At 58.5% G+C, this 2,790-nt stretch carries 3 protein-coding genes; all 3 read left to right on the forward strand.

From position 1 onward, the window contains the following. A partial coding sequence (locus tag ACWI8T_RS09295; protein ID WP_449138736.1) for a Rossmann-like and DUF2520 domain-containing protein occupies nt 1–924 on the forward strand: 924 nt, incomplete at its 5' end. A gap of 71 nt (nt 925–995) precedes the next feature. Further along, nucleotides 996–1,823 carry a 3-methyl-2-oxobutanoate hydroxymethyltransferase gene (panB, locus tag ACWI8T_RS09300; protein WP_449138737.1) on the forward strand — a complete coding sequence of 276 codons (828 nt, stop codon included), beginning with the start codon at nt 996–998 and terminating at the stop codon, nt 1,821–1,823. Between the two features lie 94 nt (nt 1,824–1,917). Next, nucleotides 1,918–2,763 carry a pantoate--beta-alanine ligase gene (gene panC, locus ACWI8T_RS09305; RefSeq protein WP_449138738.1) on the forward strand — a complete coding sequence of 282 codons (846 nt, stop codon included), beginning with the start codon at nt 1,918–1,920 and terminating at the stop codon, nt 2,761–2,763. The last annotated feature ends 27 nt before the right edge of the window (nt 2,764–2,790 follow it).

Here is a 2,790-nt window from a genome sequence, read left to right on the forward strand (position 1 = left end):
GCTATGCAAGGAAAGGAGTGCGGCGTGATCGAATCGAATGCTCGTGTTGGCTTCGTCGGCGCGGGTAAAGTGGGCACGGCGCTCGGCGAGCTTTTCCGAAGCTGCGGCATTGTGGTTTCTGGATACAGTTCGCTGCTGGCAGAAGACGCGCAGGCGGCGGCTGAGAAAACGGCATCCGATGCTTATGCGGATGCGGCAGAAGTTGTTGAAGCGTCCGACGTTATTTTCTTCACGGTGCCCGATGGCGAGATTTCCAACGCTTGGAAGAGCCTTGTGGCGTCGTATGGCGCCGCGGCGTGCGATGCGCTGTTCGGAAAAATCGTATGCCATTGCTCGGGCGCGCTTCCGGCAGCCGTATTTGCCGATGCAGCGGAATATGGTGCGAAGGCTGCCTCGGTGCATCCGCTTTTCGCGATTTCGGGCGGGGGAAGCGCTCAGGCAAAAATCGGCACTGCACTTTTCACGCTTGAGGGCGATGAGTCGGCTCTTGCATCGGTGTCGGCCCTGCTTGACGCGTGCGGGGTTCACCATAGGGAAATCGCTTCGAGCGATAAGCCGCTTTACCACGCGGCGGCCGTGTGCGCGAGTAATTTGGCTGTAGGCCTTTTCGCAAGCGCCCAAACGATGCTCGAACGATGTGGCTTCGGCGCCGACGAGGCCCGTGGCGCGCTGCGAGCATTGTTTGTGGGCAACTGCGAGTCAATCGCCGAGCGAGGCCCCATTGACGCCCTTACGGGTCCCATTGAGCGCAACGACGCCGAAACGGTCGTGGGGCACCTCATGGCGTTTCGGGAGGACCCAACGCTGTTGAAGGAGCGCGACGCGTATACGGCGCTTTCGCGCGTGGTGGTTGAGGTTGCCGCCGCGAAGCATCCCGAGAGGGATTATTCGCATATCGCGGAAATACTCAGGGCCGCACGATAGGTCCTGAAAACGACATGAGGGAAGGAAGAGCTTGGCGTGGGTGCCTCGGCTCTTAAAGAAAGGCGAATACCATGAAGAATACTGCCGCAACGTTTGCCGCCGCCAAGGCGAAGGGCGAAAAGCTCTCGATGCTCACTGCGTATGACTACTCGACGGCGAAGCTCGAAGACGAGTCGGGCATCAACGGCATTTTGGTCGGTGACTCGCTGGGCAATGTGGTGCTTGGCTACGAAGACACCGTTTCGGTGACCATGGAAGACATGATCCACCATGGCGCTGCCGTCGCTCGCGGCGCGAAAAACGCGCTTGTCGTTGTCGATATGCCGTTCATGAGCTATGAAGTGACCGTCGAGGAGGCCGTGCGCAATGCGGGCCGCCTTATGAAGGAAGGCCGCGCGGGTGCCGTGAAGCTCGAGGGTGGCGTGCGCGTTGCTGAGCAGATTCGCGCCATTGTTAAGGCCGGCATTCCCGTTATGGGCCATATTGGACTTACTCCTCAGTCAATTAACGTGTTTGGCGGCTTTAAGGTGCAGGGCAAAAGCGAGGAAGCCGCCCGTGCTTTGCTCGCCGACGCCAAGGCTGTTGAAGAGGCAGGCGCGTTTGCGGTTGTCATCGAGGCGGTTCCTGCGGCGCTTGCCCAGATGATCACCGATGCCGTTTCGATTCCGACCATCGGCATTGGCGCAGGCGCTGGTTGCGACGGCCAGATTCTTGTGTACCAGGATATGCTCGGCATGTTCAGCGACTTCACTCCGAAGTTCGTGAAACGCTATGCCAATGTGGGCGAAGTCATGCGCGAAGCGTTCGCCAACTATGCGGCCGAGGTGGCCTCGGGCGCGTTTCCCACTGTAGAGCACACCTACAAAATCAAAGATGACGTGCTCGAGAAGCTTTACTAAAAAAATGGCGCGGCGCCCGAAGGAAAGCGGGCTGCCTCGAATCGATAGATTGCAAGGAGTGCTGGTGCACTCGAACCTTGAAGAAAGAAGAACGATGAAAATCGCTTATACCGTGGAAGACGTGAAGTCGCAGGTTCGCCAATGGAAAAAGGAAGGCCTTACGGTTGGCCTGGTGCCCACGATGGGCTATTTGCATGAGGGCCACGAGAGCCTGATCAAGCGCGCAGTCGCCGAAAACGACCGTGTTGTGGTGAGCGTGTTTTTGAATCCCACGCAGTTTGCCCCCAACGAAGACCTCGCGAGCTATCCCCGCGATTTCGAGGCCGATACGAAACTGTGCGAGGGCGCTGGCGCAGCGCTCGTCTTCCATCCGGAGCCGTCCGAGATGTATGCCGAAGACGCGTGCACGTTCGTTGACATGACGGCTGTCACCAAGGAACTGTGCGGAAAAAGCCGTCCGATTCATTTCCGAGGCGTGTGCACCGTTGTGAACAAGCTCATGAACATCTCTATGGCCGATCGCGCATACTTCGGCCAGAAGGATGCGCAGCAGCTCGCTGTTATTCGTCGCATGGTTCGCGATTTGAATATGAACGTCGAAGTTGTGGGCTGCCCCATCATTCGCGAGGCTGACGGTTTGGCGAAAAGCTCGCGCAACACGTACCTCTCTGAAGAGGAGCGCAAGGCTGGCCTCGTTCTGTCGCAGGCCGTGATGTTGGGGCAAAAGCTCGTCGCCGAGGGCGAGAGGTCTGCGGCGGCGGTTACGGGCGCCATGAGCGAACTCATCTCTGCCGAGCCTCTCGCGAAGATCGATTACGTTTCGATGGCGTCGTGGGATTCCATCGAGCCTGTCGAGACCATCGAAGGCCCCGTGCTCGTTGCCATGGCGGTCTACATTGGCAAAACCCGCCTGATTGACAACTTCATTTACGAAGGATAATCTTCAGACTTCGCTCGGAACGCGCCG

Source organism: Slackia sp. (assembly GCF_977041755.1).